The organism is Falsiroseomonas tokyonensis (genome assembly GCF_019024325.1).
Taxonomy (GTDB): Bacteria; Pseudomonadota; Alphaproteobacteria; order Acetobacterales; family Acetobacteraceae; genus Falsiroseomonas; species Falsiroseomonas tokyonensis.
Genome location: NZ_JAFNJS010000001.1, coordinates 1171488 through 1191833 on the forward strand (window position 1 = coordinate 1171488; position 20346 = coordinate 1191833).

Below are 20346 nucleotides of genomic sequence, written 5' to 3' on the forward strand. Positions count from 1 at the left end.
AAGGAGAAACGCCATGACCAGCATCACAAGGCGGCATTTCGGCGCACTCGCCGGCGGCGCCGTGCTCGCCGCCGCCGCGCGCCCGGCCGCCGCCCAGGCCTGGCCGAGCCGGCCGGTGACGGTGGTGGTTCCCTGGCCGGCCGGCGGGTCGACCGATGTGCTGGCGCGCTCCGTCTCGCGCCATTTCTCCGAACGCTTCGGCCAACCCTTCGTGGTGGAGAATCGCTCCGGCGCCAATGGCAATATCGGCGCGGCCTCCGTCGCCCGTGCCGCGGCGGATGGCCAGACGCTGATGGTCACGACCAACGGCCCCATCACCAACAACACGCTGCTGTTCAAGTCGATGCCCTTCAACCCCAGCACCGACCTGACGCCGATCGCGCTGCTGGCGGAACTGCCGATCGTGATCGCGGCGCGCGCTCAGATGCCCTATCGCACGGTGCAGGAACTGGTGGCCTATGCGAAGGCGAATCCGGACAAGGTGAATTGCGGCACGCCGCCACTGGGCTCCGCCGCTCATCTCGCCATCGAGCTGCTGATGCATCGCGCCGGCATTCGGCTGAACCTGGTGCCCTATCGCGGCTCCGCGCCGCTGACCAACGACCTGCTGGCGGGCGCGGTGGATATGGGGATCGATCTGGTCACCACCTACCTGCCGCATATCGAGGCCGGCACGCTGCGCGCGCTGGGCGTCACCTCCCTGGCGCCGATCCCGCAGCTGCCGGGCGTGCCGCCGGTGCAGGCGCAGGGCGTGGCGGATTACCAGGCCACCGGCTGGATCTCGCTGCTCGGCCCCGCGAATATGCAGGAGGAGACGATCGGCAGGCTGAACCAGGCGAGCAATGCCTATCTCGGCCTCGACCAGACCAAGGCGCTGCTGCCGCCGCTCGGCCTGACGCCGCTGGGCGGCACGCCGATGGACCTGACGCGCCGCATGGCGGCGGAGGTCGAACAATGGCGGCCGATCATCGCTGCCGCGAATATCTCGGTTGAATAGCGCACCACGAAAACGAGGATCGGACTGCATGACCTACGATGCGCTGCGCATCCGGCAGGAGCTGGAGATGCTCAACATCGCCTTCTGGCGCGACGTGGATTCCAACTGGGGCCGCGAAGCGCATGAGCACTTCACGGAGGACGGCGTCTATACCACCAGCCACAAGGCGCGCGTTGGCCGCGAGGCGATCCGCGGCTTCTACGCCGAGCGCGAGGGGCGCGGAGAGCGCGTGGCGCGACACCTGATCCACAACTTCCACGTCATCGTGCGGGATGCGGACCATGCCACGGCGGAATGGACCATGTGCCTCTATGCCGAGGATGGCGTGGCGCCGCTGATGTCGGAGCCGCCGATCCTGATCGGCGCGGTGACCGACGAATGCGTGCGGGGCGCGGATGGCCGCTGGCGCTATGCCTCCCGCACCACGCGGCCGCTGTTCAAGGGCAGCCGGCCGACCTCCGGCTGATGCCGCGGCCTTCAGCCCTTCGGCATCGGGTAGTCGTCGGCATTCAGCACCCAGCCCGGCTTGTTGGAGAAATCCACGCGCGGCGGGCAGAAGATGTCGACCATCTGGCCGGCCTCCTCGGCGCGGGAGGTGTGGATGCTGGGCGGCGGGATGACGGTGACGGAGGGCGCGCCGCAGAGCTCGTGCTCATCCTCCCGCCAATGGGTCTGGTCCGGCGTCCAGGGCCAGCGGATGTGGTGGGTATAGGAGCCGTTCAGCACCAGCGAGCATTGCTCGAAATCGTCGTGGTGGTGCGGCGAGAGCTTGCGGATGTCGCGCGGGCCGGCGGCGGGGTCCAGGTAGTTCACCATGAAGGTGGTGCAGCGCCAGATACGGCCGAAGCGCCCGGGCGTCTTCGGCACGTCCAGCGTATAGCTGCGGATGCGGAAGCCATCCGGCGGCGTCGGCCAATCCTGGATCGGCGGGATGCGCGGATCGGGCTGCAGGTAGTTCGCGGCATTGCTGCACTGGGCGGCGAGATCCTCGGCGCGCGGCGTGAAGAGGCGGGTGATGCGGCCCTTGCCCTGCAGGGTGATGCGGCTGTCGCCGGGCGGGATGAAGGCCAGGGAATGGCCCTCCACCGTCTTCGTCTCACCGCCCGCGGTGATGGTGGCGGACAGCCCGGGGTCCGGCAGCAGCAGCACGTATTCGTCCGGCTGGCCCTGGCGCGAAAGCACCGCGCCGTCCTCCACTTCGGAATAGACGACGACGAAATTTCGGCCGCGCACCAGCCAGGTGCGGGCGCCATCGGCCTGCAGCTGCGGCTGGGTCTCGTAGAACTTCGCGTAGTCGGCGGGGGCGTAGGGGCCCTCGGTCGGCTTGGCGCCGCTGGCCGGGGCGAGGGCCGCGCGGGGGTCGGAGGCGTGATAGGCCATGGCGTCTGCTCCAGCCCGTCTTGTTCTGTTGAACGAGACAGTGTTTCTTTTGATGGAGCAGTCTTGTTGTCAGCCCCTGGCGCTGTCAAGCACCCAGCCGAGGCGCGTGGAAATGCGCGCCGCCGCCTGCTGCACCTGGCGGATCTGCTCCGCCGCCGGGTCCCGCCGGATGAACTGGATGGAGCCGAGCAGCGCGATGGCGCCCACCATGCCGCCGCCGCCCTCGAAGATCGGCGCGGCCAGCGCGTTGACGCCGACGAGGCTTTCCTCCGCCGCCGTGGCCCAGCCCCTTTCTCGAATCCGCTCCAACTCCGTTCGCAGAAGGTCGGGATCGGTGATGGTGTGCGGCGTGCGCAGGTCGAGGCGCGAGAGCAACACGCGCTCCCGCAGCGCGGGCTCGGCATGCGCCAGGGCGAGCTTGCCCTGCGCCGTGCAATGCGGCGCCATCAGCGCGCCGGACTTGGCCGAGATCTCGATGGTGTCGTCGCCCGGCAGCGTCGCCAGCACCACGGCGCCCAGCGGCTCCGCACGGCTCAGCACCACGGTCTGGCCGACGCGGTCGCGCAGCGCACGCATCTCCTCCCGCGCCATGGTGGCCAGGTCAAAATTCTCCGCCACCGCGCGGCCCAGCGTCACCAGCCGGTGGCCGATGCGATAGCGGTCCTGCACCTGCACGATATAGCCGGCCTCCAGCAGCGTGCGCAGATGGCGGTGGATGCGGCTCTTCGTCGTCTCCAGCGCGCGAGCGAGCTCCGTGACGCCGGCATCGCCGCGGTGGCGGGCCAGATGCTCCAGGATCAGGAAGGCCATGGCCACGGCCTGCAGCCCCTCGCCCCGGCTCGGCCCGTCGATGCGCGGCATATGCGTGCTCCCTGCCGCTTGACAGCCCCCGCTGCGTCGGCACAAGTTGCTATCATCAAGATGATGTCTCGACTAACGGAACGTCAGTTGTCCGTCAACGCCGGTTCTCCAGGATCCCGCCATGCCCAATGAAGAGAATTTCCGCACGCGGCTGGCGCGCGGCGACCGGCTGGTCGGCAGCTTCATCAAGACGCCGACGCTGCATGCGACGGAAATCCTCGGCAGCATCGGCTTCGACTTCGTGGTGGTGGATGAGGAGCATTCGCCCTTCGACCGCGCCGCGACCGATGCCGCGCTGTTTGCCGCCCGCGCCACCGGCGCCGCTGGCCTGGTGCGCGTGCCGAGCCCGGCGCCGCACCACCTGCTCTCGGTGCTGGATTGCGGCGCCGCCGGCGTGCTGGTGCCGCATGTCGCCAGCGCCGCGCTGGCCGCCCAGGTCGCAGCCGCCTGCCGCTATCGTGGCGGCAAGCGCGGCTATTCCGGCAGCGTCCGCGCCGCCGGCTATGGCGGCGGCAGGATGTGGGACTACATCGATGCCGCCGATGCCGCGACCACCATCGTCGCGCAGATCGAGGATCCGGAGGCGCTGGACGAGATCGACGCCATCGCGGCGACGCCCGGCATCGATGCGCTGTTCATCGGCCGCGGCGACCTGACCGCGGCGATGGGCGCCGCCACCAATGACGCGCCGCCGATCCGCGATGCGGTTGAACGCATCGCCGCCGCCGCGAAGCGCGCCGGCAAGCCGGTGATGGTCTTCGTGGGTGGGATGAAGGAGGCGGAGTGGCTGGCCGGAATCGGCGCCACCGCCTTCGTCTATGCCTCCGACCAGGGCTTTTTGAAATCGGCCGCCAGCAGGGCGCTCGCCGAGATGCGCGCGCTGGCCTGAGAGAGGGAACGAATCATGTCACACGCCGATGCCGCCCAGATCGACCGCCTGATGCAGGGCGCCATCGACCTGCATTGCCACAGCGGGCCTTCCGTCATGGCGCGCGCGCTGAACCATGAGCAGGCGCTGGAACAGGCCGCCGCCGCGGGCATGCGCGCCGTGCTGTTCAAGGACCACTACTACCCCACCGGCCCTTTCGTCGACGTGCTGAAGGAAGGCGGCAGGGCCACCAAGGCCGAGCCGATCGGCAGCATTGTGCTGAACAACTCGGTCGGCGGCATCAACCCCTTCGCGGTGGAGCCCGCGGTGAAGTGCGGTGCCAAGGTGGTCTGGATGCCCACCGTCTCCGCCGCCAACCATATCCGCGAAGGCCACCGCAAGTCGCTGCTGCCGACCAAGGGCAAGATGCTGAAGCAGGTGGCGCTGACGGTGCTGGACGCGCGAGGCGATCTGCTAGATCCGGTGAAGCAGGTGCTGGACATCATCGCGGAACACGACGTGGTGCTGTCCTGCGGCCATCTGCATATCAGCGAGGTCTGGCCGCTGTTCGAGGAGGCGAAGAAGCGCGGCTGCAACCGGCTTCTGGTGAACCATCCGAGCTATACGGTCGGCGCCTCGCTCTCCGACATGAAGGAGCTGGTGGGCATGGGCGCCTGGATCGAGCATTCGATCTGCATGTTCATCCCCAACCGCATGAAGGTCTATGACGAGGCCTTCCTGAAGGCGATGATCGAGGCCGCCGGCGTGGATCGCACCTTCTTCGGCTCCGACCTCGGCCAGACCAATGCGCCGCTGCCGGTGGAGGGCTTCCGGCAGATCATCGGCCTGTGCCTGTCCATCGGCTATTCCGAGGAGGATGTGCGCAAGATGGTCAGCACCAATGCGGCGCAGCTGGCGGGGCTCGGCGCCAATACGCCGGCTCAGTAGGCCATCCAGCCGCCATCGACCATCAGGTTGTGGCCGGTGATGTAGCTGGCCTCCTCGCTGGCCAGGAACAGGGCCGCGCTGGCGATGTCGCCGGGGCGGCCGAGGCGCGGCATCGGCGTGCGGGCATGGGAGTATTCCAGCGCGTCGGAGCCCGGCCCACCGAGCGGCTTGCCGGTGAGGATGCGGCCTGGTGCCACCGCATTGCAGATGATGCCCTGCTCGGCATAGTCCACCGCCACCTGCTTGGTGATATAGGCTGCGGCCGCCTTGCCGGTGCCATAGGCGATCTTGCCCGGCGCGCAGACCATGCCGTGCTGGGAGGAGATATTGACGATGCGCCCGCGCGCATCGCCGACCAGCGGTTGGGTGAGGAACTGCTGCACCGCGCGCTTGCAGCCGAAGAACACGCCCTTTGCGTTCACCGCCATCACCTGGTCCCAGTCCTCCTCCGTCGTCTCCAGCAGCGGCCGCGCCTGGCCGAGCGTCGCGGCATTGTTGACGATGACGTCGAGCCGGCCGAATTCGGCGACGGTCGCCGTGACCAGCGCATCCACATCGGCCCAGACGGAGACATCGCAGCGATGGAAGCGGGCGATGCCACCTGCGGCCGCGATCACCTCCCGCGTCGGGGCGCCGCCTTCCTTCACCGTCTCCGTCACATCGCCGATGGCGACGCGCGCCCCCTCCTTCGCGAAGAGGATGGCAATGGCGCGGCCGATGCCGGAGGCGCCGCCGGTGACCACGACAACCTTGTCCTTCAGGCGCATGCGGCGGGTCTCCTGTTCCCTGGGAAGAGCCATTTTGCCCACGACATCGGAATGGAGCTAGGCTGAACCCGCCCCCAATGCCCGATCGGAGACCCGGCATGCCCTATGAGGTGAAGCGCGACTATGTCGGCTACGGCGCCAACCCGCCCGATCCGCAATGGCCCGGCGGCGCGCGGCTCGCGGTGAACTTCGTCATCAACTACGAGGAGGGCTCGGAGCCCTCGATCCAGAATGGCGAGGCGCATACCGAGACCGGCCACACCGAATCCCACGGCGGCGCGCCGATCCCGAAGGGCCGCGACCTGGCGGCGGAGGGCATGTTCGAATATGGCAGCCGCGTCGGCTTCTGGCGGCTGCACCGGCTGTTCCAGGAACGCGGCCTGCCGGTGACCATCTTCGCCTGCGCCCTGGCGCTGGAGCAGAACCCGGAAGCCGCCGCCGCCATCCGCGCCGCCGGCTATGACATCTGCTGCCATGGCTGGCGCTGGGTGAAGCATTACGAGCTGAGCGAGGCGGAGGAGCGCGAGCATATCGCGCGTGCCGTCACCAGCCTGGAGCGCACGCTCGGCCGCAAGCCGGATGGCTGGTACTGCCGCTACTCGCCTTCCGTGAACACCCGCCGCCTGGTGAACGAACACGGCGGCTTTCTCTATGACAGCGACTATTACGGCGAGGAACTGCCTTTCTGGGTGACGGTGGAGGGCAAGGGCCATCTGGTGGTGCCCTATTCGCTGACCAACAATGACGGCAAGTACAATATGCAGACCGGCAATGCGGAGCAGTGGTTCGGCTTCGTCCGCGATGCCTTCGACATGCTGTATGAGGAAGGCGCGCGCACGCCGAAGATGATGTCGGTCGGCCTGCATATGCGCCTGATCGGTCACCCGGCCCGCGCCGCTGGGCTGAAGCGGCTGCTGGACCATATGATGCAGCGGCGCGATGTCTGGATCGCGAAGCGGGTGGATATCGCGCGGCACTGGATGGCGACGCATCCCTATCCGGGCCGCGGGTTGAACGAATAGCGGTTCAGTGCGGCGCCGCCAGCGCGGCGCCCGCCTTATCGTGGGTGGCGAGCTGGTCCACCAGCGTCGCGCTGGCGGCGTTCATTCCATGCAACGTCACCGCCACGCCCTGGCCGCGGAACTTCAGCACCACGCGGTCCAGCGCCGCGATCGCCGTCAGGTCCCAGATATGCGCGCCGGTGACATCGATCACCACGCGCGCCACCGCCTCCCGCAGGTCGAAGGCCTGGGCGAAGGCCTCGGCGGAGGCGAAGAAGACCTGGCCGGTGACGGTGTAGCGCCGTTCCGTGCCATCGGCCGAAAGCGCAGACTCCACGCGGAACAGCCGCGCCACCTTGCGGGCGAAGAAGATGCCGGAGAGCAGCACGCCCACCAGCACGCCCTGCGCCAGGTCATGGGTCGCCACCGTCATGGCCACCGTCGCCAGCATGACCACGGAGGAGCTTTTCGGATGCACCCGCAGATCCCGCAGCGACTTCCACGAGAAGGTGCCGATCGAGACCATGATCATCACCGCGACCAGCGCCGGCATCGGGATCTGCCGCACCAGGTCGGCCAGCACCAGGATGAGGAACAGCAGGAACAGCCCCGCCCAGAGCGTGGACAAGCGCCCGCGGCCGCCCGACTTCACGTTGATGACGGACTGCCCGATCATCGCGCAGCCCGCCATGCCGCCGAAGCAGCCGGCGACGAGATTGGCGAAGCCCTGGCCATAGCTCTCGCGGATCTTGTCGGAGCCGGTGTCGGTCATGTCGTCGACGATCTGCGCCGTCATCAGCGATTCGAGCAGGCCGACCACGGCGAGCGTCGCCGAATAGGGCAGGATGATGCGCAGCGTCTCCCAGCTCAGCGGCACATCCGGCAGCAGGAAGGCCGGCAGCTCCGAAGGCAGGGCGCCCATGTCGCCCACCGTCCGCACATCGAGGCCGAGCCAGATGGCGGCCGCCGTCATGACGACGATGGCGACGAGCGGGGAGGGCACGGCGGTGGTGACGCGCGGCAGCAGGTAGATGATGGCCAGCGCCGCCGCGCACATGGCGTAGGTCACCCAGGTCACGCCGATCAGCTCCGGCAGCTGGGCCAGGAAGATCAGGATGGCCAGCGCATTGACGAAGCCGGTCATGACGGAGCGCGAGACGAAGCGCATCAGCACGCCGAGCTTCAGCGCGCCGGCGCCGATCTGCAGCAGGCCACAAAGCAGCGTCGCCGCCAGCAGGTACTGAAGCCCATGCTCCCGCACCAGCGTCACCATCACCAGCGCCATGGCCCCGGTGGCGGCGGAGATCATCGCCGGCCGGCCGCCGGCGAAGGCGATGACCACGGCGATGCAGAAGGAGGCATAGAGCCCGACCTTGGGATCGACGCCGGCGATGATGGAGAAGGCGATCGCCTCCGGAATCAGCGCGAGGGCCACGACGGTGCCGGCCAAAATATCGGCGCGGATATTGGAAAGCCATTCGGCGCGCAGCCGGGCGAGGGACATGAGGCAACTCCGGGAACATCGCCCCGCGCAGGAAAGCTGCGAAAGGGGGCTTGGGCATGATGGGCGCGGCAGGGATCACGCGCGGCGGCAGGACTGCCGCCGGCCGGGCCGGACAAATGCGGCCTGCCGCTCAGGGCGGGCCGGCGTCAGGCGTCAGGGCGGCGCGTTCGTCATCATGCCCTCGCTGGTACAGAACTTCGCTGCGTTGCACAATGGCCGGTGTCAGGGCGTAACCGCCGGCCAGGGCCGGGCGAAGCCCGGGTCAGGCGGTTGCTGGCGCGGGCCGCCGCCCCATATCCCGCCGCGCCGCCCTGCCCGAGGAGCCTCCATGCCCGTCACCCGCCTGCTGCGTGACCGGAGGGTATGGGGGGTGCTGGCCGTGGTGGCGGCGTTGCTGGCGCTGCGCTGGAGCGGGCTGCTGCCGGACCTCTCGCTGGATACGCTGGCGCGGCATCGCGCGGCGCTGGCGGCGCTGGTCGCGGAACATGCGGTGCTGGCGGCCGGCGGCTTCGTGCTGGCCTATGCCGCCGCCGTCGCGCTTTCCATTCCCGGCGCGGTGATCCTGACCCTCACGGGCGGCTTCCTGTTCGGCGCGGTGGCGGGCACGGCGCTGACCGTGCTGGGCGCGACCCTGGGCGCGACCCTCGTCTTTCTGCTGGCCCGCCGCATCTTTGGCGCCGATGCGCTGGAGCGGCTGGGGCCCGCGGCGAGCAGGCTGGCGGAGGGCATTCGCCGCAATGCCGCCTCCTACCTTCTGGTGCTGCGGCTTGTGCCTCTGTTTCCCTTCTTCCTGGTGAATCTGGTGCCGGCTTTTGCGGGCGTGCGGCTGCCGGTCTTCGTGCTGACCACTTTTGTCGGCATCATCCCGGCGACCGCGGTGTTCAGCCTGGCCGGGGCGGGGCTGGGCGAGGTGCTGGAAGCGGGCGGCCGCTTCGATGTGCGCAGCGTGCTGACGCCGCAGATCCTGGGCGCGCTGCTGGGGCTGGCGGCGCTGTCCCTGGCGGCGATTCCGCTGAAAGCGCGATTCACGACGAAAGGACCCTGATGATGATCGCCAGACGCAGCCTGCTGGCCGGCGGCGCCCTGCTGGCCAGCCCGGCCTTGGCGCAGGCGCCGCCGCTGCGCTTCGCGGTGGGGCCCTTCCAGCCGACGCCGGGCGACACGCGCCGCGCCTTCGAACCCTTCTTCGCGCATCTCGCGGCGCGGCTCGGGCGGCGGCACGAGTTGCAAGTCACCGGCGACTGGGCCGGCATCGCCGTGGCGCTGGGCAGCGACCAGGTGGATTGCGCCTGGATGGGCCCCTGGGGCTATGTGCTGGCGCAGGACCGCGCGGGGGCGGAGGCGATCGCCACCGTGCTGTGGCGCGGCAGCCCGACGTACCACGCCATCATCCTGGCGCGGCCCGACCTGCCCATCGCGCGCTTTCCGGAGGATGCGCGGGGGATGTCGATCTCCTTCGCCGATGCGGGGTCCACCAGCGGCTGGCTGGTGCCGCATCACTGGTTCCTGCGCCAGGGCATCGATCCGCGCACCTACTTCCGCTATCGCGACGGCGCCAGCCATGCGGCGAATGTGACCGCGGTGGCGAATGGCCAGGTCGACCTCGCCACCGATTACGACCGCAACCTGGCGGCGATGCAGGCGGCCGGGCGGGTGCGTGCGGAGCAGGTGAAGGTGGTCTGGCGCAGCGATCCGCTGCCCAACGATGCGCTGGCCGTGCGCCGCGGCCTGGCGCCCGAACTGCGCGCGGCGCTGGCCGAGGCGGCGCTGGCCAGTACGGCCGAGGTACTGCCCACCGACTACACAGGCTGGGTTGCCGCTACGGCCGAGACCTACGCCCCCATCGCGGCGGCCGGCCGCGCGCTGGGAAGGCTGCGCAACGCGTGAGGCGGTTGGCGTGGCTGGCCTTCGCCGCGCTGCTGGCGGGGTCTGTCTGGGTGGTGGGGCCGGATCCGGCGCGGCTGGCGTCGGGGCTGCCGCGGCTGGCCGGCTGGCTCGCCAGCGCCTGGCCGCCGGATTTCTCCGAACCGGGTGACATCGCCCGGCGCGCGGCGGAGACGGTGGGGATTGCGACGCTTGGCACCGTGGTGGCGGCGCTGCTGGCCGCGCCGGTGGCATTGCTGGCGACGCGGCCGGTGGTGCGCGCGCGATGGCTGCGGCAGCCGGCGCGTGGGCTGCTGGATGCGCTGCGCGGCGTGGATGGCTTCGTCTTCGCGCTGATCTTCGTCGCCGCCGTCGGCCTCGGCCCTTTCGCGGGCATGCTGGGCGTGGCGCTGCATTCCGCGGGGTCCTTGGGAAAACTGTGGTCGGAGGCGCTGGAGGCGGCGGATCCGCGGCCGGCCGAGGCGATCCGCGCCGTCGGTGGCACGCCCCTGCAGGTGGCGCGCCATGCGCTGATTCCGCAGACGCTGCCGGAGACGGCGGGCGCGCTGCTCTACGTTTGGGAGTTCAATATCCGCGCCTCCACTGTGCTGGGGCTGGTCGGCGCCGGCGGCATCGGGCAGGAGCTGAAGAACGCGGTGGATCTGCTCGACTTCAATCGTCTTTTCGCGCTGCTGCTGGTGGTGGTGGGGCTGACGCTGGCGGCGGATCGGATCAGCGCGGCGCTACGGAGGAGCCTGGCATGAGGATCGCACTGGACGGGCCGATGCTGGTCTTCGGCGGGCCCTATTCCAACCTGCAGGCGACGCAGGCCGTGCTGGCCGAGGCGGCGCGGCGCGGCATTCCGCCCGCGAACATTCTGTGCACGGGCGATGTGGTGGCCTATGGCGCCGATGCGGCGGCCTGCTGCGATCTGGTGATGGGCAGCGGCATTTTCGTCATTGCCGGCAATTGCGAGGAACAGCTCGCCGAGGCGGCAGGGGATTGCGGCTGCGGATTCGAAGAGGGCACCGCCTGCGACCTGCTGAGCCGAAGCTGGTACGCCCATGCCAATGCCGAGGTGACGCCGGCGCAGCGCGACTGGATGCGCGCGCTGCCGAAGCGGATCGTGCTGGCGCTGCCGGATGGACGGCGCCTGGCCGTGCTGCATGGCGGCGCCAGCGAGACGAGCCGCTTCCTCTTCGCCTCGACGCCGGATTCCGTGCTGGCAGAGGAGATCGCCGCCACCGGCTGCGACGGCGTGATCGCCGGCCATTGCGGCCTGCCCTTCGCGCGGCGGGTTGGCGATGCGCTGTGGCTGAATGCGGGCGCGGTGGGCATGCCTGCCGATGACGGCACGCCGCGCGTCTGGTTCGCGGTGCTGACGCCCGGGCCGGACGGGTTGGGCGTCGAAATCCTGCCGCTGGACTACGACCATGCCGCCGCCGCCGCGGCGATGCGCGCGGCGCGGCTGCCGGAGGGCTATGCGGCGGCGCTGTCCAGCGGGATCTGGCCCTCCGCCGACGTGCTGCCGGCCGCTGAGCGGGCGAGGCGCGGCCAGGCGCTGGCGCCGGTCGCGCTGATGTGGTGAGGCATCCCGCGCCGCATGGGGCAGCCTGCGGACAGCGGATGGGGGGACGGCATGGCAGCGAAAATCCGGGTCGGCATCGGCGGCTGGACCTTCGAACCCTGGCGCGACAATTTTTTCCCGAAGGGCCTGCCCCAGAAGCAGGAGCTGCATTTCGCCAGCCGCCAGGTCACGGCCATCGAGATCAACGGCACCTATTACGGCAGCCAGAAGCCCGAGAGTTTTGCCCGCTGGCATGACGAGGCGCCGGAGGATTTTGTTTTCTCGCTGAAGGCCAGCCGCTTCACCACTAACCGCAAGGTGCTGGCGGAATCCGAGGCCTCGGTCGCGCGCTTCCTGGCCAGCGGGCTGACGGAGCTGAAGGCGAAGCTTGGCCCGATCAACTGGCAGTTCCTGCCGACCAAGCAGTTCGAACCCGACGACTTCGAAGCTTTTCTCCAACTTCTGCCGAAGACGCAGGACGGCGTGGCACTGCGCCATGTGGTGGAGGTGCGGCACCCGAGTTTTGCCGTGCCGGAATTCCCCGCACTGCTGCGCCGCTACGGCATCGGCGTGGTGGTGGCCGACAGCGACAAGCATCCGGCGATCCACGACGTGACCGCACCCTTCGTCTATGCGCGGCTGCAGAATGCGGCGGAGGAGGAGGCGCTGGGCTATCCGGAGGCGGCGCTGGACGCCTGGGCGGAGCGTGCCCGCATCTGGGCCAAGGGCGGCGTGCCGAAGGATCTTCCCCTGCTGGCGCCGGCGGAAGCGAAACCGCCGAAATCGCGCGAGGTCTTCGTCTTCATGATCAACGGCTTCAAGCCGAAGGCGCCGCATGCGGCGAAGGCGTTGCTGGAAAGGCTTTGAGCGGGGCGAGGGTTCAGCGCGGCTGAGAGCCCCCACCCCGACCCTCCCCCGTAAACGGGGGAGGGAGAAGGGGCTGCTCCCTCTCCAGCACTTGCGGGGGGTTGCGGCGCTGCCGCAACGCCGAAGGCTGGTCGGGGTGGGGGTGTGGGTTTGTGCCCGACTAATACTCACACACCACATTCACCAGCGCCTGCCGCTTCTCCCGCAGCACCACCTCCACCGCGCGCCGCAGCGCCGCCGGCAGCTCCGCCGCCACGCTCACCCGCTCCCCATACCCGCCGCTGGCCTCGGCCAATTTCTCGAAGGCCGGCGCCGGGCTGAGATCGGCCAGCAGCGTGCCGCCCTGCTGCGCCGAGGCGCCGTCGCGATACATGGCCAGCGTCGAATTGCGCACCGCGCCATACATCGCGTTGTTGAAGACCACGATCAGCAGCGGCAGGTTGTGCGCGGCTGAGACCCAGTGGCAGGCGGTCGGGTTGTTGAAGACATAGGCGCCGTCGCCCAGCGTCGCCACCACCAGCCGCTCCGGCGCCGCCAGCTTGGCGCCGAGGGCTGCCCCGAAACCCCAGCCGAGGCCGCCGGCGGTGGACTGGCCGTAGAAAGTTCCGTGCGCCACGCGCGGGCAATGCGTCTGCCGCAGCGGGTATTCGTTCACCAGCATGGCCTCCGGCCCCACGGCCTCGGCGATGCAATGGCTGATCCATTCGGGCGTGATCGGCCCCTCCGGCGGCTGCGCCACCTGCGCCGCCCAGGCCGCGCGCTGCGCCGCGCTTTGCGCGCCGTAGTGCTGCAGGCGGCTTTGCACCGCCTCGCTCTCCGCCGGCAGCAGCGCATCGAGCGCCGCGGCGATGCCGTTCAGCCCCGTCGCGGGTTCCGCGGTGATGGCAAGGTCGGTCGGGAAGCTGCGCATCGGATAGCGGGTGAAGAGCGGGTCCTCGCCCAGGTGGATGATGCGTGCGTCTTCAGGCGGCCCCTGCAGATGCGGAATCCAGGGCACGTCGGTATCCACCACCAGCACGCAATCCGCCTGCGCCAGCAGCGGGCCGGGCTCGTAGCCGAGATGCATGGGGTGGTCGGCGGCGATATTCACGAAGCGGGGCGTGAAGGAGATCACCGGCACGCCGAAGCGACTCGCGAAAGCGCTGAGGGCCTCAAAGCCTTCGCGCGTGCGGCCGGCGGCGGAGGTGATGATCAGCGGCCGCTCGGCCTGCGCGATCCATTGCGCCGCCTGCGCCATCGCGGCCGGATCCGGCAGCGGTTTCGCGGGCACCGCGGCGCGCGCGGCATCGACGCGCGCGGCGCCTGCCGGGGCGGCCAGCGTGTCGCGCGGCAGCGTCGCATAGACCGGTCCACGCGGCGCCGTCATGGCGATGTGCAGCGCGCGGGTGGCGAGGTCCGCGGCCTGGTCGGGCTGGCGCAGCTCGCCATCCCATTTCACCGCCTCCCGCACCATGCCGGCCTGGTCGAACATCTCCTGCGCCCAATGGATGTGCCGCGTGCGGGCGCCGTGGCGGCCCTTTTCCGCATAGGGCGTGCGTCCCGCGAGGACGAAGACCGGCGTATGGTCGCGTGCCGCATTCAGGATGCCGTTGATCGTATTCGCCGTGCCGACATTCACATGCACCATCACCGCCTGCGGCCGGCCGGTGATCATGTAGGCCCCGTGCGCCATGGCGACGGCGGCATTCTCGTGCGGCACCGTCATCGGCACCGGCAGGCGATGGTTGCTGCCCTCCAGCTTCGCAAAAGCCTCGACGATCGGCGGGAAGTCGGTGCCGCCATTGGCGAAGAACCAGTCGACGCCGCAGGCCCCGAGTTGGCGCAGAAAAATTTCCGCAGCACTTTCCGTCATTTTTCTATCCCTCAGACGCCGGGCGTGGCCTCCGGCCGCTTGGCTTCGTCATGCCGCAGGCATGCCTTCGGCATGACGCATAAGCCGCGGCGGGTCACAGCGGCGCCGTGACCGGCCGCTCGGCCCGCAAGGCGGGCCGCAATTCACTCGTCAATTCACGGTCGCGCCCGACAGGCGGATGGCGTCGTGCATCACTGGCGTCAGGCGCTGGATGGAGGCCGCCATCTCCGCCGGCGTGCTGCAGACCGGGTCGGTGCCCAGGCGGATCAGCCTGTCGCGGAACTCCGCATCCTGGCAGGCGGCGCGCAGCGTGGTGGCGATGCGGTCCCGCACCGAATCCGGCACGCCGGCCGGCGCGGCCAGGCCGTTCCAGGTGGTGACCTCGAAGCCGGGGTGCCCCTGTTCCGCGATGGTCGGCACATCCGGCAGCACGGCGTTGCGCGTGGCGCCTGTCACGCCCAGCAGCCGCACGCTGTTCCCTTGCAGCGCCGGCAGCACCTCCACCGCATTGCCCAGATAGACATGGATGCGCCCGCCCAGGATGTCCTGCATGGCGAGCGGGCCGGAGCGGTAGGGCACATGCTCCATCCGCAGGTCGAGGCGTTGCAGCAGATAGGCCATGCCGAGATGGCTCAGCCCGCCCGTGCCGCCCGAGGCATAGTCGAGCTGCCCCGGCTGCGCCCGCACATGCGCCACGAACTCCGCCAGGTTGGTCGGCCCCAGGCTTTGCGAGACCACCAGCACCAGCGGGCTGGCCGCCGTGATGGCGATGGGCGCGAGGTCCCGCTGCGGGTCCAGGCTGATCCGCTGCATCAGCGGCAGCACCACGAGATGGGAGGCGCTGGCGCCGAGGAGCGTGTAGCCATCGGCCGCGGCGCGGGCCACCGCCTCCATGCCGATGATCCCGTTGCCGCCGGGACGATTGTCCACGACCACCGGCTGGCCGAGCTGCTTCGTCAGCCATTCCGCGCCGAGCCGCGCCACGCCGTCGCTCAGCCCGCCGGGGCCGAAGGGCACGATCAGCCGGATCGGCCGGTCCGGCCAGGTGCCTTGCGCCATGGCGGGGGCAAGGGGCGCCAGCGCGAGGCCGGCCAGAAGCAGAAGGCGACGCAGCATGTCGGGGCCCTCGGCAGGTTGTCCGGACATGTAAGCAGCATCGCGCGCAGCCTGGAACCCGACTTGTGTCCCAGTCAGGTCGAAAATTAACGCACTCAGGCGCGGAGCAGGATCAGCAGGGCGAGCAGCAGCGGCGCAAGCGGCTGGACTTTGCCAGGGGCCGCTCAGTAACCAACTGGGCCGATGGTCCGGATTGTCAGAAGGAAGGCCGCGGCGTGGTGGAGGTGAGCGGGATCGAACCGCTGACCTCGTCATTGCGAACGACGCGCTCTACCAACTGAGCTACACCCCCGTCCACCGCAGGGCGCGGGTTATGGAAGGGGCGCCGGAAGGTGTCAAGCGGGGGGACGGGGGCCGCCGCGTGAAAGCCTGCCGGCCCGCAATGCCTTGTTCGTTAGCCATCCCGCCACTAGGTTTCGCCCATCACGCCCAGGGGTTGCTGATGCTGCTCGATGCCGTTTTCTTCCTGCTCCGGGCGGGTCTCGACCTGTTCTGGTGGGCTGTGCTGCTGGCCGCCATCATGCAGACGCTGCTGTCCTTCAACGTGCTGGACGGCCGCAACCGCATCGTCTGGACCATCGCGGATTTCCTGTACCGGGTGACGGAGCCCGCCCTGCGCCGGGTGCGCGGGCTGCTGCCGAACCTCGGCGGCGTGGATCTCTCGCCCCTGGTGGTGCTGCTGCTGATCACCGCGGCGACCATCGCCCTTTCCGCCATCCAGGGTTACCTGCTGCGGAGCGGCCTCTACTTCTGACGCGGCCATGACGGCCTGGCGCCTGCGGCCGGATGGGCTGGACCTGGCCGTGAAGGTGCAGCCACGGGCCCGCCGCCCGGCCTTCGGCGGGCTGGCCGCGGATGGTGCCACGCTGAAGGTGGCGGTGGCGGAGGCGCCGGAGGATGGCCGCGCCAATCGCGCGGTGTGTGAGGCGGTGGCCCGCGCCCTCGGCCTGCCGAAATCCGCGGTGGAGGTGTTGCATGGCGCGACCAGCCGCCAGAAAACCCTGCGCATCACCGGCAACCCGGCCGAACTCTCGGCAAGACTGGAAGGCCTGACCGCATGACGGCCCAGATCATCGACGGCAAGGCGGTGGCCGCCAGGCTGCGCGAGGCCATCGCCGCCCGCACCGCTTCCCTCGGCTTCCGGCCCGGCCTGCGCGTGGTGCGGGTGGGGGAGGATCCGGCCTCCGGCGTTTATGTCCGCAACAAGGACAAGGCGGCGAAGGAGGTGGGCTTCGACAGCGCCACCATCGCTTTGCCCGCCAGCACGACGGAGGCGGAGCTGCTGGCCGAGGTCGCCCGGCTGAACGCCGACCCCGCCGTGGACGGCATCCTGGTGCAACTGCCTTTGCCGGCGCAGATCCGCGCCGATCGGGTCATCGCCGCCGTGGCGCCGGAGAAGGACGTGGATGGTTTTCATCCGCTGAATGCCGGCAAGCTCGCCAGCGGCCAGCCGGGCCTGGTGCCCTGCACGCCGAAGGGCGTCATGCACCTGCTGAAGGCGGCCGGCGCGGCGCTGCCGGGGGCGCGGGCGGTGGTGCTCGGGCGCAGCAATATCGTCGGCCGTCCCATGGCGCAGCTGCTGCTCGCCGCCGATTGCACCGTCACCCTGGTCCATTCCCGCACCCGCGACCTGCCGGCCGAATGCCGCCGGGCCGAAATCCTGGTGGCGGCGGTGGGCCGGCCCGAGATGGTGCGCGGCGACTGGGTGGCCGAAGGCGCCACCGTCATCGATGTCGGCATCAACCGTCTGCCCGACGGCAGGCTGGTGGGCGATGTTGCCTTCGCCGAGGCTGCGGCGCATTGCGGCGCCATCACCCCTGTGCCCGGCGGCGTCGGCCCTATGACCATCGCCTGCCTGCTGGAAAACACGCTGGACGCGGCCCTGGCCCGTCGCGGCTGAGGGTGCAAGCCCGCCGCCGCGCGCGGTAGGTAGCTCGGACCACCGAGGACATCGCTTCCATGCAGGGCAGCGCGCTGCTGATCGCCGGCACCTTCGTCGCCATCTGGGCCTCCGCCTTCACCGTGGCGGGGGTGGTGGTGAAGGAATGGCCGCCGCTCTGGTCGCTCGGCATCCGCTTCGGCCTGACCGCGCCGATGCTGCTGGTGATCGTGCTGGCGCTGCGGTCGCGGCTGCCGGCGCCGGGCGATATCGGCCGGGTCGTGGTGCTCGGCCTGTGTGGCATGGGCGGCTACCTCGCCTTCGCCTGGCTGGCCATGGCGCGCATCCCCACCGGACTTGTCGCCCTCATCTGCGCGACGACGCCGCTGATGGTGGCGGCCGGCGAGAGCCTGTTCCTGCGCCGCCCGCTGCCCGGTCTGGCCTGGGTGGGGCTGGCCATCGGGTGGTCCGGCGTGGCGCTGCTCGGCTTTTTGCGCGCGGTGGACGGGCTGGCGGCGGCGGAGGCGCTGGGCTTCGTCTTCGCCATCGGCGCCGCCATCAGCCAGGCGGTGGGGCTGCTGGTCTATGCGCCGGCCAAGGGGCGGGTCGATATCTGGATGGCCAGCCTCGGCCAGACCACCGTCTCCGCCGTGTTGTGCCTGGCGCTGGCGGTGGCGCTGGAGGGGGCGCCGCCCACCTCCGCCAGCTGGCCGACCTGGGCGGCCATGGTCTGGTCCATGGTGGTAGTCGGCATCGGCGCCTATGCGCTGAATTTTGCGATGATGCGGCGCGTCCCGGCCTCCACCGCCTCCGCCCTGCAATTGCTGGCGCCGCCTTTGGCCGCGGTCTTCGGCTGGGCGCTGCTGGGGGAACGGCTGTATGTCAGCGACATCGTCGGCGGGGTGCTGACGCTAGGCGGGCTGGCGCTGCTGGTGCATGCGCGCTCGCGGGCCTGACCCCCGGGAATTGCAATGCTGCCGGGTGCCAGTCCCAGTGCAGGATCATCCCATGCAAATGCGACGACGAGCTAGCATCGGCTTCTGAGCCCTCTGCCCGCCCCCAAGGGGGCGCCTCGTCCGTTCGCCTGCAGGATTCCCCGCCATGTACACCCCCGCCGCCTTCCGGGTCGACGACCCCGCCTGGATTTTTAGGCATGTCGAACGCAACGATTTCGGCATGCTGGTCACCGCCGAGCCCCTGATGGTCAGCCACCTGCCCTTCCAGCTGGTGCGGCCGGTGGGCGATGAACCCGCCCGGCTCCTCTGCCACCTCGCCCGCGCCAATCCCCATTGGCGCGCTTTTGCGGGGGGCGGGGCGCCGGCGCTGGCGGTGTTCCGCGGCGCGCATGCCTATGTCTCGCCGACCTGGTACGGCCAGCACCCCAGCGTGCCGACATGGAACTACGACGTGGTGCAGGCCGAGGGGATCGCCACGCTGACCGAGGATCCGGCCGAGATCGCCGGCCAGATGCGCGCCATGGCCGCCGCCTATGAACCCACACCCGGCTTCGACATGGACGCCCAGCCCCCGAAATACATGGAGGGGATGTTCAAGGCGCTGGTCGGTGTGACCCTCACGGTTCGGCACTGGACGGGCAAGCGCAAGCAGAGCCAGAATCGGCCCGAGGCGGACCGGCATGCGGTGGCCGCGGCGCTGGAGGCGCGCGGCGAGCATGCGGCCGCCGCCGCTCTGCGCGAGGCCAATGGCATTGACTGACGGACGCCCGGACATCGAGACCCTCGGCAGCCGCGAGGTCTATCGCAATGCCTGGATGACGGTGCGGGAGGACCAGGTGCGGCGCCGGGACGGCTCCACCGGCATCTATGGCGTGGTGGAGAAGGTGGATTTCGTCACCGTCGTGCCGCTGCACGCGGATGGCTCCATCCAGCTGGTGCAGCAATTCCGCTACCCGGTCGGCCAGCGGCACTGGGAATTTGTCCAGGGCATGTGGGGCCCGCCCGGCACCGACCCGGTCGAGGCCGCGCGCCATGAACTGCTGGAGGAGACGGGCCTGGCCGCCGCGCATTGGACCCATGCCGGCTTCCTGAACCTGGCCCAGGGCACCATGCGCCAGGGCTACGACATCTTCCTGGCCACCGGCCTGACCCAGGGCGCGGCGATGCCGGAGGTGGAGGAACAGGACCTGATCACCCGCGCCGTGCCGCTGGCGGAATTCGAGGCGATGCTGCGCGACGGCGCCATCCTGGACGCCACCACCATGGCCACCTTCGGCCTGCTGCGGCTGAAGGGGCTGCTGTAGGAGGGTCGCCTATTCCTTCGCCCAGGCCAGCACACACCCATCCGGCCGCTGCTCCAGCCGGGCGCAGCAGCCGCGCAGCAGCCCGAGCGGCTGCTCGCCCAGGCCATCCGGCAGGCTGAGCTCCAGCAGCACCTCCGCCTCCGCCTCGCTGAGCGCGGCATTCAGGCGGCTGCCATGCGGCAAGCGGGGCGCGGCCTCCTGCACCGCGGCGAGCAGCGCGATCTCCAGCGCCGCGCGGTCCAGCCGCACCGAGGTCAGCCGTTCCGGCGCCACCAGCTCCGCCCCATGCCGCGCGCCGAGCGCCACGCGCAGCAGCGGCAGCAGCTGGCGCAGCACCGTGGCGGGGGAGACCAGGGACGTCTCCGCCACCTCCCGCCGCGCCGCGTCGAGGAAGCCGCGCATCGTTTCCTCCAGCCGCCGGCTGGCCTGCAGGGCGCGGTCCAGCTGGCGCTGCGGCGCGCCCTCGCCCACGCTGCGCGCCAGCAGGTCCAGATTGGCGGCCAGCACCATCATGGCGTTGTTGATCTCATGCTGCACCGCCGGCGCCACGCGGCGCAGATGGTCCTGGCGCAGCCGGACGGGGTGGGTTGGCTGATCATCCGCCAAGCCGGGTCTC

23 protein-coding genes and 1 tRNA gene are annotated in these 20346 nt (G+C 70.1%); 16 read left to right on the forward strand and 8 right to left on the reverse strand.

The genetic code is table 11. The features are described from left to right. Nucleotides 1–13: 13 nt before the first annotated feature. Together J3S20_RS05285 and J3S20_RS05290 are read left to right on the forward strand one after the other, a co-directional pair. Nucleotides 14–997 carry a Bug family tripartite tricarboxylate transporter substrate binding protein gene (locus tag J3S20_RS05285; RefSeq protein WP_216835209.1) on the forward strand — a complete coding sequence of 328 codons (984 nt, stop codon included), beginning with the start codon at nucleotides 14–16 and terminating at the stop codon, nucleotides 995–997. A gap of 28 nt (nucleotides 998–1025) precedes the next feature. Then, nucleotides 1026–1463 carry a nuclear transport factor 2 family protein gene (locus J3S20_RS05290; protein ID WP_216835210.1) on the forward strand — a complete coding sequence of 146 codons (438 nt, stop codon included), beginning with the start codon at nucleotides 1026–1028 and terminating at the stop codon, nucleotides 1461–1463. An 11-nt stretch (nucleotides 1464–1474) separates the two neighbouring features. Here J3S20_RS05290 and J3S20_RS05295 read toward each other — a convergent pair whose 3' ends face one another. Both J3S20_RS05295 and J3S20_RS05300 read right to left on the reverse strand, forming a co-directional pair. Further along, nucleotides 1475–2377, reverse strand: coding sequence for a cupin domain-containing protein (locus J3S20_RS05295; RefSeq protein WP_216835211.1), 903 nt, complete (start codon nucleotides 2375–2377; stop codon nucleotides 1475–1477). 69 nt (nucleotides 2378–2446) lie between these two features. Continuing rightward, a complete protein-coding gene (locus tag J3S20_RS05300) occupies nucleotides 2447–3238 on the reverse strand; it encodes an IclR family transcriptional regulator (RefSeq protein WP_216835212.1) in 792 nt (263 codons plus the stop codon). A gap of 121 nt (nucleotides 3239–3359) precedes the next feature. Between J3S20_RS05300 and J3S20_RS05305 the strand changes: the two genes are divergently transcribed. Both J3S20_RS05305 and J3S20_RS05310 read left to right on the forward strand, forming a co-directional pair. Beyond that, nucleotides 3360–4127 (forward strand): HpcH/HpaI aldolase family protein, encoded by a 768-nt coding sequence (locus J3S20_RS05305; protein ID WP_216835213.1) that lies wholly within the window; start codon nucleotides 3360–3362, stop codon nucleotides 4125–4127. A 15-nt stretch (nucleotides 4128–4142) separates the two neighbouring features. Next, nucleotides 4143–5054: a DUF6282 family protein gene (locus J3S20_RS05310; protein WP_216835214.1), complete on the forward strand. Its 912-nt coding sequence runs from the start codon at nucleotides 4143–4145 to the stop codon at nucleotides 5052–5054. On the opposite strand, the gene J3S20_RS05315 is transcribed toward J3S20_RS05310, so the two are convergent. After that, nucleotides 5048–5821: an SDR family NAD(P)-dependent oxidoreductase gene (locus tag J3S20_RS05315; RefSeq protein WP_216835215.1), complete on the reverse strand. Its 774-nt coding sequence runs from the start codon at nucleotides 5819–5821 to the stop codon at nucleotides 5048–5050. The genes J3S20_RS05310 and J3S20_RS05315 overlap by 7 nt on opposite strands. 77 nt (nucleotides 5822–5898) lie before the next feature. Here J3S20_RS05315 and J3S20_RS05320 point away from each other — a divergent pair, with 77 nt between their 5' ends. Continuing rightward, on the forward strand, nucleotides 5899–6843 hold the full coding sequence (locus J3S20_RS05320; RefSeq protein ID WP_246602268.1) for a polysaccharide deacetylase family protein: 945 nt from the start codon (nucleotides 5899–5901) through the stop codon (nucleotides 6841–6843). A gap of 4 nt (nucleotides 6844–6847) precedes the next feature. Here J3S20_RS05320 and J3S20_RS05325 read toward each other — a convergent pair whose 3' ends face one another. Next, on the reverse strand, nucleotides 6848–8326 hold the full coding sequence (locus J3S20_RS05325) for a SulP family inorganic anion transporter (protein WP_216835216.1): 1479 nt from the start codon (nucleotides 8324–8326) through the stop codon (nucleotides 6848–6850). A 328-nt stretch (nucleotides 8327–8654) separates the two neighbouring features. On the opposite strand from J3S20_RS05325, the gene J3S20_RS05330 reads away from it, so the two are divergent. From J3S20_RS05330 to J3S20_RS05350, 5 genes are read left to right on the forward strand one after another with little or no spacing between them, the layout of a single operon-like run. Continuing rightward, nucleotides 8655–9371: a TVP38/TMEM64 family protein gene (locus tag J3S20_RS05330; protein WP_216835217.1), complete on the forward strand. Its 717-nt coding sequence runs from the start codon at nucleotides 8655–8657 to the stop codon at nucleotides 9369–9371. Then, nucleotides 9371–10213, forward strand: coding sequence for a phosphate/phosphite/phosphonate ABC transporter substrate-binding protein (locus tag J3S20_RS05335; RefSeq protein WP_216835218.1), 843 nt, complete (start codon nucleotides 9371–9373; stop codon nucleotides 10211–10213). Before J3S20_RS05330 ends, J3S20_RS05335 begins: the two co-directional genes overlap by 1 nt. Next, nucleotides 10210–10953 carry a phosphonate ABC transporter, permease protein PhnE gene (gene phnE, locus J3S20_RS05340; RefSeq protein WP_216835219.1) on the forward strand — a complete coding sequence of 248 codons (744 nt, stop codon included), beginning with the start codon at nucleotides 10210–10212 and terminating at the stop codon, nucleotides 10951–10953. Before J3S20_RS05335 ends, phnE begins: the two co-directional genes overlap by 4 nt. Continuing rightward, nucleotides 10950–11777 (forward strand): metallophosphoesterase family protein, encoded by an 828-nt coding sequence (locus tag J3S20_RS05345; RefSeq protein ID WP_216835220.1) that lies wholly within the window; start codon nucleotides 10950–10952, stop codon nucleotides 11775–11777. Before phnE ends, J3S20_RS05345 begins: the two co-directional genes overlap by 4 nt. Before the next feature lie 51 nt (nucleotides 11778–11828). Continuing rightward, nucleotides 11829–12623: a DUF72 domain-containing protein gene (locus J3S20_RS05350; protein WP_216835221.1), complete on the forward strand. Its 795-nt coding sequence runs from the start codon at nucleotides 11829–11831 to the stop codon at nucleotides 12621–12623. A gap of 160 nt (nucleotides 12624–12783) precedes the next feature. On the opposite strand, the gene J3S20_RS05355 is transcribed toward J3S20_RS05350, so the two are convergent. The 3 genes from J3S20_RS05355 to J3S20_RS05365 all read right to left on the reverse strand — a co-directional run bounded on the left by J3S20_RS05355 (nucleotide 12784) and on the right by J3S20_RS05365 (nucleotide 15883). Beyond that, nucleotides 12784–14475: a thiamine pyrophosphate-requiring protein gene (locus tag J3S20_RS05355; protein ID WP_216835222.1), complete on the reverse strand. Its 1692-nt coding sequence runs from the start codon at nucleotides 14473–14475 to the stop codon at nucleotides 12784–12786. 150 nt (nucleotides 14476–14625) lie between these two features. Further along, the gene (locus J3S20_RS05360) at nucleotides 14626–15591 is read right to left on the reverse strand and encodes a Bug family tripartite tricarboxylate transporter substrate binding protein (RefSeq protein WP_216835223.1); all 966 of its coding nucleotides are present in this window, start codon (nucleotides 15589–15591) and stop codon (nucleotides 14626–14628) included. 216 nt (nucleotides 15592–15807) lie between these two features. After that, a tRNA-Ala gene (locus J3S20_RS05365) sits at nucleotides 15808–15883 on the reverse strand. 150 nt (nucleotides 15884–16033) lie between these two features. Here J3S20_RS05365 and J3S20_RS05370 point away from each other — a divergent pair. The 6 genes from J3S20_RS05370 to J3S20_RS05395 all read left to right on the forward strand — a co-directional run bounded on the left by J3S20_RS05370 (nucleotide 16034) and on the right by J3S20_RS05395 (nucleotide 19730). Next, entirely contained in the window at nucleotides 16034–16345 is a 312-nt protein-coding gene (locus tag J3S20_RS05370) for a YggT family protein (RefSeq protein WP_216835224.1), read from the forward strand. 7 nt (nucleotides 16346–16352) lie between these two features. Beyond that, nucleotides 16353–16652, forward strand: coding sequence for a DUF167 domain-containing protein (locus J3S20_RS05375; RefSeq protein ID WP_216835225.1), 300 nt, complete (start codon nucleotides 16353–16355; stop codon nucleotides 16650–16652). Then, nucleotides 16649–17491, forward strand: coding sequence for a bifunctional methylenetetrahydrofolate dehydrogenase/methenyltetrahydrofolate cyclohydrolase FolD (gene folD, locus J3S20_RS05380; RefSeq protein WP_216835226.1), 843 nt, complete (start codon nucleotides 16649–16651; stop codon nucleotides 17489–17491). Before J3S20_RS05375 ends, folD begins: the two co-directional genes overlap by 4 nt. Before the next feature lie 59 nt (nucleotides 17492–17550). Then, the gene (locus J3S20_RS05385; RefSeq protein ID WP_216835227.1) at nucleotides 17551–18426 is read left to right on the forward strand and encodes a DMT family transporter; all 876 of its coding nucleotides are present in this window, start codon (nucleotides 17551–17553) and stop codon (nucleotides 18424–18426) included. A gap of 145 nt (nucleotides 18427–18571) precedes the next feature. Continuing rightward, on the forward strand, nucleotides 18572–19186 hold the full coding sequence (locus tag J3S20_RS05390) for an FMN-binding negative transcriptional regulator (RefSeq protein WP_216835228.1): 615 nt from the start codon (nucleotides 18572–18574) through the stop codon (nucleotides 19184–19186). After that, a complete protein-coding gene (locus tag J3S20_RS05395; protein ID WP_246602269.1) occupies nucleotides 19173–19730 on the forward strand; it encodes an NUDIX domain-containing protein in 558 nt (185 codons plus the stop codon). Before J3S20_RS05390 ends, J3S20_RS05395 begins: the two co-directional genes overlap by 14 nt. A gap of 9 nt (nucleotides 19731–19739) precedes the next feature. Here the strand turns inward: J3S20_RS05395 and J3S20_RS05400 are convergent, their stop codons facing one another. Further along, nucleotides 19740–20336: a nitrogen regulation protein NR(II) gene (locus J3S20_RS05400; protein WP_216835230.1), complete on the reverse strand. Its 597-nt coding sequence runs from the start codon at nucleotides 20334–20336 to the stop codon at nucleotides 19740–19742. Between the last annotated feature and the right edge of the window lie 10 nt (nucleotides 20337–20346).

Excerpts from the sequence above, each read along its gene's own strand:
- J3S20_RS05355 (WP_216835222.1), bottom strand. The coding sequence starts at position 14,475 with ATGACGGAAAGTGCTGCGGAAATTTTTCTGCGCCAACTCGGGGCCTGC.
- J3S20_RS05295 (WP_216835211.1), bottom strand. The coding sequence starts at position 2,377 with ATGGCCTATCACGCCTCCGACCCCCGCGCGGCCCTCGCCCCGGCCAGC.
- folD (WP_216835226.1), top strand. The coding sequence starts at position 16,649 with ATGACGGCCCAGATCATCGACGGCAAGGCGGTGGCCGCCAGGCTGCGC.
- J3S20_RS05370 (WP_216835224.1), top strand. The coding sequence starts at position 16,034 with ATGCTGCTCGATGCCGTTTTCTTCCTGCTCCGGGCGGGTCTCGACCTG.
- J3S20_RS05385 (WP_216835227.1), top strand. The coding sequence starts at position 17,551 with ATGCAGGGCAGCGCGCTGCTGATCGCCGGCACCTTCGTCGCCATCTGG.
- J3S20_RS05300 (WP_216835212.1), bottom strand. The coding sequence starts at position 3,238 with ATGCCGCGCATCGACGGGCCGAGCCGGGGCGAGGGGCTGCAGGCCGTG.
- J3S20_RS05345 (WP_216835220.1), top strand. The coding sequence starts at position 10,950 with ATGAGGATCGCACTGGACGGGCCGATGCTGGTCTTCGGCGGGCCCTAT.
- J3S20_RS05330 (WP_216835217.1), top strand. The coding sequence starts at position 8,655 with ATGCCCGTCACCCGCCTGCTGCGTGACCGGAGGGTATGGGGGGTGCTG.
- J3S20_RS05395 (WP_246602269.1), top strand. The coding sequence starts at position 19,173 with ATGGCATTGACTGACGGACGCCCGGACATCGAGACCCTCGGCAGCCGC.
- J3S20_RS05390 (WP_216835228.1), top strand. The coding sequence starts at position 18,572 with ATGTACACCCCCGCCGCCTTCCGGGTCGACGACCCCGCCTGGATTTTT.
- J3S20_RS05350 (WP_216835221.1), top strand. The coding sequence starts at position 11,829 with ATGGCAGCGAAAATCCGGGTCGGCATCGGCGGCTGGACCTTCGAACCC.
- J3S20_RS05310 (WP_216835214.1), top strand. The coding sequence starts at position 4,143 with ATGTCACACGCCGATGCCGCCCAGATCGACCGCCTGATGCAGGGCGCC.
- J3S20_RS05290 (WP_216835210.1), top strand. The coding sequence starts at position 1,026 with ATGACCTACGATGCGCTGCGCATCCGGCAGGAGCTGGAGATGCTCAAC.
- J3S20_RS05315 (WP_216835215.1), bottom strand. The coding sequence starts at position 5,821 with ATGCGCCTGAAGGACAAGGTTGTCGTGGTCACCGGCGGCGCCTCCGGC.
- J3S20_RS05360 (WP_216835223.1), bottom strand. The coding sequence starts at position 15,591 with ATGCTGCGTCGCCTTCTGCTTCTGGCCGGCCTCGCGCTGGCGCCCCTT.
- J3S20_RS05375 (WP_216835225.1), top strand. The coding sequence starts at position 16,353 with ATGACGGCCTGGCGCCTGCGGCCGGATGGGCTGGACCTGGCCGTGAAG.
- J3S20_RS05320 (WP_246602268.1), top strand. The coding sequence starts at position 5,899 with ATGCCCGATCGGAGACCCGGCATGCCCTATGAGGTGAAGCGCGACTAT.
- J3S20_RS05285 (WP_216835209.1), top strand. The coding sequence starts at position 14 with ATGACCAGCATCACAAGGCGGCATTTCGGCGCACTCGCCGGCGGCGCC.
- J3S20_RS05325 (WP_216835216.1), bottom strand. The coding sequence starts at position 8,326 with ATGTCCCTCGCCCGGCTGCGCGCCGAATGGCTTTCCAATATCCGCGCC.
- J3S20_RS05305 (WP_216835213.1), top strand. The coding sequence starts at position 3,360 with ATGCCCAATGAAGAGAATTTCCGCACGCGGCTGGCGCGCGGCGACCGG.
- J3S20_RS05335 (WP_216835218.1), top strand. The coding sequence starts at position 9,371 with ATGATGATCGCCAGACGCAGCCTGCTGGCCGGCGGCGCCCTGCTGGCC.